The following is an 8,217-nucleotide window of genomic DNA, read 5'->3' on the forward strand; positions in this document are numbered from 1 at the left end:
ACCTGGTCCCACGAGGTGTGCGGGGGTGCGCTCTGGGCGGACGGAGGGCCCGCGGGCGCGCTCTTGCTGAGGGCGCCGGCCCCGTAGGTACCGCTGCCGCTGCCGGGCGCACCGTGGCCCCGCATTCCCTGTGCGCCGTTCTGCGTACCGTGCTCGCCGCCCGGGGCGTCGGTGTCGTCGCCCGGGAGGGCCGGACGTCCCTGGCCGTTGTCGTCGCCTGTGGGGGCGCCCCCGTGGGGCAGCGCTCCGGGCCAGGTGTTCGGCCGTGCCACGCCGTACGGGTCGGCGATCTGGCCGGGCGGTGCGTACGGCGAGCCCTGGCCGGCTGCCGGCGTCACCTCGCCGTGGGCGGGCGCCGGTCGCTGCGCGGGCAACTGCGCGCTCCGGCCGCCCTGCTGCTCCTCGTGCACGCGCGCCGCGGCCCGCGCACCGGCGCGGTAGGCCGCGATCGCCCCGGCCCGGGCCGCCCGGACGTCACCGCCGGTCTCCAGTGCGCGCTGTCCGCCCGACGGGTCCGGGTCCGTGACCGGCCCGGCACCTCCGGCCGCCCGTGCCTCGATGGCGGCACGCCGCGCGGCTTCGGGATCGGCACCCCCCGCTTCGGGCGGCCCGCCCTGGGGCCCCCTGAGCTCAACGGCACGCGAACCGCCGGACTCCACGCCGCCGCGCCCGCCGTCCGGCCCACTGGTCAGCCCTGGTCGACCACCGTCGGTCAGCCCTGGTCGACCACCGCCGTACGGGCCACCGCGCCCACCACCGGCAGGGACAGCCGCGACACCCGAGGCACCCGAAGGGCCGCCCGAAGGGCCGCCCGAAGCCCCGACGGGGCCGTACGCTCCTGCGCGGCCGCCCGTGCCCGGCGCTTGCCCAGGGCCGAACGTCCCCGCGGGCCCGTCGCTACCGGGCGCCCCCGGCCCGGCCGGGCCCTCGCCCTCGAACTCGCGCACCGGCACGGGGTCGTACCCGCACAGCGCCTCCTCGGCCGCTCCGGCCGCGAGCCCCGTGAGCACCACGCGCCCGTCGTCGCAGACGAGGACGGTCCGCGCGGTGATGTTCCGGTGCACCCAGCCGTGGGCGTGCAGCGCGCGCAGGGCGGTGAGGACGTCGGAGGCGACCTCGGCCGCCCGGTACGGCGTCAGTGGCTTCTCGGCGAGCAGCGCGGCCAGCGGCCGTGCGCCCACCAGCTCACTCACTATCCACAACGACCCGCTCTCGGCGAACACGTCGAAGACCTGGTCGAGCCGCGGGTGGTCGGGGATCTGCGCGGCGGCCTGCGCGGCCTCGATCGCCCGGCGCACGGCCGGGTCGGTGGGCCGACGCGTCGTCCTCGCGGCGGTCCGGCGCGTCCCGCTGTCCCGGGCGACATACCCCTCGGGAAGCCCGTCCGCGTCGAGCACCTCCGCCTCGACGACCTCGGGCAACGGCACCTGCCGTATGAGGACTTCCTGCCCGCTGTACGTGTCGAAGGCCCGGGTCTCGGCCAGTTCGTACTCGTCCGACGGCGGCAGCGGCAGGCGGTAGCGGTCGGCGAGCACTCGTCCCGCGTAGTCGTCCACGATGCCTCCCCCGGCCGCCCGGTCGGTCAAATCCGTTCGCCTCGCGTCCCGTTCCGCACTGGATGCGTACGGTCCGCAACCACTCACGATACGTGCCGGAGGCAACCCGCATTGAGGGGATTCGAGATCCCACTCCTCACAAGTCCATCACGGGGCTCAGTACCCCCTCAGGGCTTCGTCCGATCCTCTCCAGGACGCCGCCCCACCCAGGGACTTGAGCCGGACCTCAGGACTTCGGCCGGAACGTTTTTGTGAGCGTCCGCCACGTGTCCTTGCGCAGATCACTGCCCCAGTCGGACGCCTTGGCCGTGTACATGAGCGCGTACCCCTGCTGCGAGTTCACGACGAACCCCCGGTCGATCGACCGGTACTTCGTGCCGCCGTCCGAGTAGGTGAACTCCCAGTCGGCCGTCTTCCAGCCTCGGTAGTCCACCTCCTCTATGCGGATCCGCTGGTACTGCGAGCGCGTCATGTAGCGCTCCTGGTTCTTCCAGTCCGCCACAGGGTCGTTCTTGGGCGTGGTCGTCCAGGCGACCAGCAGCTTCTGCCCGTCGGGGCCGGTGAATCGGGCGCCCGCGGCATCCGTCGACTGGTACTTCCACCCCTTCGGCAGCCCGATCGAGAAGCCCTGCGATCCCTTGTACGTCTTCTCGGCGATGCCGTCCGAACCCGACGCGCCCCCGCCGCTCCCGGAACCGCTCGACCCGCCCGAACCGCTCTCCGTGCTCGCCTCACCGCTCGCCGACGCGGATCCCGAGGCCGCCTGGGTCTTCTCGGTCTCCGTACGGGCGCTCGATTCCTCGTCCTTGCCGCTGCTCGGGGTGGCGTCGCCGGACGCGGCCGACTTGGTGTCGCTCTTCTTGGAGCCCGACGCGTTCTCGTCGCCGCCGAGTGACAGCGCGAGCACCGTGCCGAGCACGGCCAGCGCCACGACCACGGCGATGATGACCAGCGTCCGCCGGGGCACGACATCGGTGATCGGCGCCCGAGGCACGGGCCGTGGCGGCAGGTCCGGCGGCGTCATCTGCGGCCACCCCGAAGTCCGGCCTCCGGCCACGGTGTTGACCGCCTTCGTGGCGGCGACGTCCCCCGCTCCGGTGTGCCCGGCGGAGACCTTGCCGCCGGGCGCGCTTCCCTCGGACGCACCGGACGCACCGGACGCACCGCTCTGCCGGGCCGGTACACCCGACGTGCCGGAGCTGCCGGTCGTACCGGAGGACTTCTCGGGAGACTTACCGGACACGGCCGTACGGGCGGCCGTCCCCTTCCCGGCCCTCGCACCGGCCTCAGCCCCGACTCGGGAGCTCGCCCCGGGACCTGACGCGGAACCGGACACCGAGCCGGAGCCAGAGCCCGAGCCCGAGCCGGAGCCCGAGCCGGAGCCGGATTCGGCTCCGGACGAGGCCGTCCCGGAGGCGCTCGCCGTCCCGGACGCGCTCTCCTCCCCGGCCTTGCCCCGCGTGCCCGCCGCGGCCGTGGCGGCCACGGCCCCCGACGCCGCCTTCCGCACGGAACGCAGCGCCCCGCGCCACCCCTCCGCCGCCTCGCCCTGCCTGGCCCCGGAGCCGCCCTTGCCCGACGGTTCCTCAGGCACCGGCGGCAACGCCACGACCCGCGTCGCCTCCAACGGCTCCGGTTCCGCCTCCTTGGGCTCGGGCGCGTGGATGACGTCGTTGAGCAACGCCCGCGCCCCCGCCACGTCGAGCCGCTGCTGGGGGTCCTTGGCGAGCAGCCCGAAGATCACGTCCCGCAGCGGTCCCGCGCTCTTCGGCTCCGGGACCGGCTCGGTCATCACGGCGGTCAGCGTCGCGATGGCCGAACCCTTGTCGTACGGAGGCACGCCCTCGACCGACGCGTACAGCAGGCCGCCGAGGGACCACATGTCCGCCGCGGGGCCGGGCTTGTGCCCGCGCGCCCGCTCCGGCGAGATGTACGAGGGGGCGCCGACGAGCATGCCGGTCGAGGTGATGGAGGGGTCGCCCTCGACCTGCGCGATACCGAAGTCGGTGAGGACGACCCTGCCGTCCTCCTTGGAGATCAGCACGTTCGACGGCTTCACGTCACGGTGCAGGATGCCCTCGCGGTGGGCGGCGCGCAGCACGTCGAGGATCGCGAGGCCCACCTCGGCGGCGCGCTTCGGCTCCAGCAGCCCGTCCTCGCGGATGACCTCGGCGAGCGACTTGCCCTCGATGAGCTCCATCACGATCCACGGCCGGTCGTCCTCGTCGACCACGTCGAAGACCGTCACCGCGCCGTTGTTGCGGATCCTGGCGATCGCCTTGGCCTCACGCAACGTGCGTGTGATGAGCCGTCGCTTCTCGTCCTCGTCGATGCTCGACGGGAACCGCAGCTCCTTCACCGCGACCGTCCGGCCCAGCGTCTCGTCCTGGGCCCGCCACACCGTGCCCATGCCGCCGCGGCCGAGGACCCCTCCCAGCCGGTAACGCCCGGCGAGGAGACGTCCGCTCTCATCCCGACGGGGTGCCCCGCCTCGCTCCGCCTCCGACATGCGTCCCCTCATGCAACCCGCCCTGACAGAGCCTCCATTGTCCCTCACCCGACAAGTGCCCCACGCCCAGGGTGTCCCTTGTCGGCCCGAAGTCACAGCCGGGGCCCGTCCCCGGACGGCGAACGGCCCCACGGACCCCGCCCGGCGCCCCCGCACGGGCGTCACAAACCACCCACAGCCCGCCTACAACGGAACGATGTCCGGCGCTCCCAACCGCGCCGCGTCGGCGGTCAGGTCGTCGGGCTGGCGCTGTGACTCCCGCTCGGCCTCCACCCGCTTCTGGTAGTGCTCGACCTCACGCTCGATCTGGTCCTTGTCCCAGCCGAGCACGGGAGCCATCAGCTCCGCGGCCTCCCGCGCGCTGCGCGCACCGCGGTCGAACGTCTCGATCGAGATCCGGGTCCGCCGGGTGAGCACGTCATCCAGGTGCCGCGCCCCCTCGTGCGAGGCCGCGTACACGATCTCGGCCCGCAGATAGTCGTCGGCCGCGTGCAGGGGCGCCCCCAGCGAGGGGTCGGTCGCGATCAGGTCGAGCAGTTCCTCGGTCAGCGCCCCGTACCGGTTCAGCAGGTGTTCCACGCGCACCACATGGAGCCCGACCCGCGCCGCGATGCGCGCCCGCGCGTTCCACAGCGCCCGGTACCCCTCGGCCCCGAGCAGCTGCACGTCCTCGGTGACGCACTCGGCGACCCGCTGGTCGAGGCCGTGCACCGCCGCGTCCACGGCATCCTTGGCCATCACCCGGTACGTCGTGTACTTGCCGCCCGCCACGACCACGAGCCCCGGCACGGGATGCGCCACGGTGTGCTCACGCGAGAGCTTGCTGGTGGCGTCCGACTCGCCGGCCAGCAGCGGCCTGAGGCCCGCGTACACCCCTTGCACGTCGTCCCGGGTGAGCGGCACCGCCAGCACCGAGTTCACGTGCTCCAGCAGGTAGTCGATGTCCGCGCTGGACGCGGCCGGGTGGGCCTTGTCCAGGTCCCAGTCGGTGTCCGTGGTGCCGACGATCCAGTGCCGCCCCCAGGGGATGACGAACAGCACCGACTTCTCGGTCCGCAGGATCAGCCCCGTCGTGGAGTGGATGCGGTCCTTCGGCACGACCAGGTGGATGCCCTTGGACGCCCGTACGTGGAACTGGCCCCGCTCGCCCACCATCGCCTGGGTGTCGTCGGTCCACACCCCCGTGGCGTTCACGACCTGCTTGGCGCGGACCTCGTACTCCCCGCCGGCCTCCACGTCCTGCACCCGGGCGCCGACGACGCGCTCGCCCTCGCGCAGGAAGCCGGTCACGCGTGCGCGGTTGGCGACCTTCGCGCCGTACGACGCGGCCGTGCGCACCAGGGTGGCCACGTAGCGGGCGTCGTCCATCTGGGCGTCGTAGTACTGCAGGGCGCCGATGAGGGCGTCCTTCTTCAAGCAGGGCGCGACGCGCAGGGCGTGGCGGCGCGTCAGGTGACGGTGCATGGGCAGGCCCCGGCCATGGCCGCGCGCCATCGACATGCCGTCGTAGAGCGCGACGCCCGATCCCGCGTACAGCCGCTCCCAGCCCTTGTGCTGCAACGGGTAGAGGAACGGAACCGGCTTCACCAGATGGGGCGCCAGCCGCTCCAGCAGCAGACCGCGTTCCTTCAACGCCTCCCGTACGAGCGCGAAGTCGAGCATCTCCAGATAGCGCAGGCCGCCGTGGATCAGCTTGCTGGACCTGCTGGAGGTGCCCGACGCCCAGTCACGCGCCTCGACCAGTCCGGTGGACAGGCCGCGCGTCGCCGCGTCGAGCGCCGTGCCCGCTCCGACCACGCCCGCGCCCACGACCAGCACGTCCAGCTCACGCTCGGCCATTCCCGCGAGGGACTCGGCGCGCTGCACCGGCCCCAGTGTCGCTGTCCTCAACGCTGCCTCCCGCTGTTTGTCGCGCTGGTCTCACCTGCCCGGCAAGACCCGGCTCACATCCCCCATTCCCAGAATTCTGACCGTGTCGCCCTGCTTCGGCCACCAACCGTCCTCCGCCTGTGGACAACTCTCGGGGACGCGCGGAGAAAGAGAGTCGACCAATCCCGCATAACGGTCATATTTACTCCTAGTCTGACATTGCGCTCGCCCATCCTGTCCACAGGGCTTGCGCGCCTGTCCCGCTTCGGCTACTGGGAAGGACGGCCCACTCCATGCCCGCAGATCTCGCCGTCATCGGACTCGGTCATCTCGGCCTGCCGCTGGCCCAGGCCGCCGTCGCCGCCGGAATCCCCACGCTCGGGTACAGAACCGCCCCCGACAGCGCATCCGAGAGCGGCTTGCTCACCCCCGCCGAACTGCGCCGCATGCTCGCCCAGGGCTTCCGGCCCACCACCAGCCCCGCCGAACTCGGCCGCGTCCGTACGGCGGTGATCTGCGCCCCGACCCCGCGCGGCGCCGACGGCACACTCGACCTCACCCAGGTGGCCGACGCCGCCCGCACCCTCGCCGACCGACTGCGCCCGCACACCACCGTGATCCTGGAGTCACCCGTGCACCCCGGCACCACGGAGGGATTCCTGCGGCCACTCCTCGAAGATGCCTCCGGGCTGCGCGCGGGCCGCGACTTCCACCTCGCCTACTCACCCGCCCGCACCGACCCCGGCAACCGCGACTTCGGCCCCGCCAACACCCCCAAGGTCATCGGCGGCCTCACCCCCGCCTGCACCGAGTCGGCCGCCGCCTTCTACGGACGCCTCACCGACAAGGTGGTCCGCGCGCGCGGCCCCCGCGAGGCGGAGACCGTGCAGCTCCTGGAGACCAACTACCGGCACGTCAACATCGCCCTCGTCAACGAGATGGCCGTCCTCTGCCACGACCTGGGCGTCGACCTGTGGGACGTCATCCGCTGCGCCGAGACCAAGCCGTTCGGCTTCCATGCCTTCCGCCCGGGCCCGGGCGTCGGCGGCCACGGCGTCCCCCAGGACCTGGCCGGCCACTCGCCCCGCTCCCTCCGGATGGTCGAACAGGCCCAGCAGGTCAACGACCGCATGCCCCAGTACGTCGCCCAGCGCGCCGCCGCCCTCCTCAACGAGCACGGCAAGTCGGCCCGCGGCGCCCGCGTCCTCCTCCTCGGCGTCACCTACAAGCCCGACGTCGCCGACCAACAGGCCACCCCCGCGCGCGAGATCGCCCTACGCCTGCTGGAACTCGGCGCCTCCGTCAGCTACCACGACCCGCACGTCCCGTCCTGGAACGTCCTCGACCGCCCGGTCCCCCGCGCCGACTCCCTCTACGAGGCCGCCGCCGACGCCGACCTGACGATCCTGCTCCAGCAGCACCGCACGTACGACCTGCAGGGGCTGTCGGTGAAGGCACAGCTGCTGCTGGACACGCGGGGGGCCGCGCCTGTGGGGGCGGCGCATCGGTTGTGAAGGGGGGCGCGTGGGTGGCCGAGCCTTTGGTCCTGGTGGCGTGCAGGGCGGCTACGCCGCTAGCGTGCAAAGAGGTGGAGCCAACCGCAGGGGCTACTGTGGCGGGCTTCAGGACGGGTTCCGGGCGTCCGCCCCTGGTTCTCGCAGGGACGGCCACTCACCGTCCATGGATCCGTGAGATCCACCGCCCCCGGCACCGGGCCGACCACACAACGGTCCGGTAGGTACAAAAGAGGAGCCCACCGCAGCAGGCACTGCGGCAGGCTCCCGGATGATGCACGGAGTGTCCGCCCCTAGGTTGGTTGGGGGCGGCCGCTCACCATCCGAAGATCCGCAAGATCGCCCTCCCGGTCCCACACCGCCCGACGGCAGATCCGGTACTGTGCAAATGATGGAGCCCACCGCAGCGGGCACTGCGGCAGGCTCCCGAAAGGTGATCGGAGTATCCACCCCTACTTCTCTTAGGGGTGGCTGCTCACCTTCCATAAATTCGCAAGATCCACCTCCTCCGGCACTTCACCATCCACAGACGGATCCGGTCCCAGCGGGTGGGCTTGCGGTGACGTCCCATGGGCGCGCCCCCTTCCACGACGCCACCCATCAGCCCGGTGGGCGGCACGTCGGATATCGGGCCGGGCCCCGAGGGCCGGGGCCCGGAACCGTGTCCTTGGAAGGGGGCGCCCCAGAGAACCGGGGCGCCGAACAGGACACTATCGCCCCGATACACCCGTTAGCCGGACATTCACCCCGAACGCAACCACGCGCCCCC

General features: G+C 72.6%; 4 protein-coding genes. 1 reads left to right on the forward strand and 3 read right to left on the reverse strand.

What is annotated here, in order from left to right; genetic code table 11:
• The 3 genes from FNH08_RS37940 to FNH08_RS37950 form a co-directional block, all read right to left on the reverse strand.
• The coding region (locus FNH08_RS37940; RefSeq protein ID WP_322726143.1) for a protein kinase at nt 1-1,556 on the reverse strand (1,556 nt) is incomplete at its 3' end.
• Nucleotides 1,557-1,782: 226 nt separating this feature from the next.
• A complete protein-coding gene (locus tag FNH08_RS37945; RefSeq protein WP_152776076.1) occupies nt 1,783-4,065 on the reverse strand; it encodes a serine/threonine-protein kinase in 2,283 nt (760 codons plus the stop codon).
• Between the two features lie 183 nt (nt 4,066-4,248).
• A complete protein-coding gene (locus tag FNH08_RS37950) occupies nt 4,249-5,955 on the reverse strand; it encodes a glycerol-3-phosphate dehydrogenase/oxidase (RefSeq protein WP_152776077.1) in 1,707 nt (568 codons plus the stop codon).
• A gap of 272 nt (nt 5,956-6,227) precedes the next feature.
• Here FNH08_RS37950 and FNH08_RS37955 point away from each other — a divergent pair, with 272 nt between their 5' ends.
• Nucleotides 6,228-7,448, forward strand: a complete 1,221-nt coding sequence (locus tag FNH08_RS37955) for a nucleotide sugar dehydrogenase (RefSeq protein WP_152776078.1) — start codon at nt 6,228-6,230, stop codon at nt 7,446-7,448.
• Nucleotides 7,449-8,217: the final 769 nt, after the last annotated feature.

The sequence above is a fragment of the Streptomyces spongiae genome (assembly GCF_009377185.1).
GTDB classification, from domain to species: domain Bacteria; phylum Actinomycetota; class Actinomycetes; order Streptomycetales; family Streptomycetaceae; genus Streptomyces; species Streptomyces spongiae.

Excerpts from the sequence above, each read along its gene's own strand:
- FNH08_RS37945 (WP_152776076.1), bottom strand. The coding sequence starts at position 4,065 with ATGTCGGAGGCGGAGCGAGGCGGGGCACCCCGTCGGGATGAGAGCGGA.
- FNH08_RS37955 (WP_152776078.1), top strand. The coding sequence starts at position 6,228 with ATGCCCGCAGATCTCGCCGTCATCGGACTCGGTCATCTCGGCCTGCCG.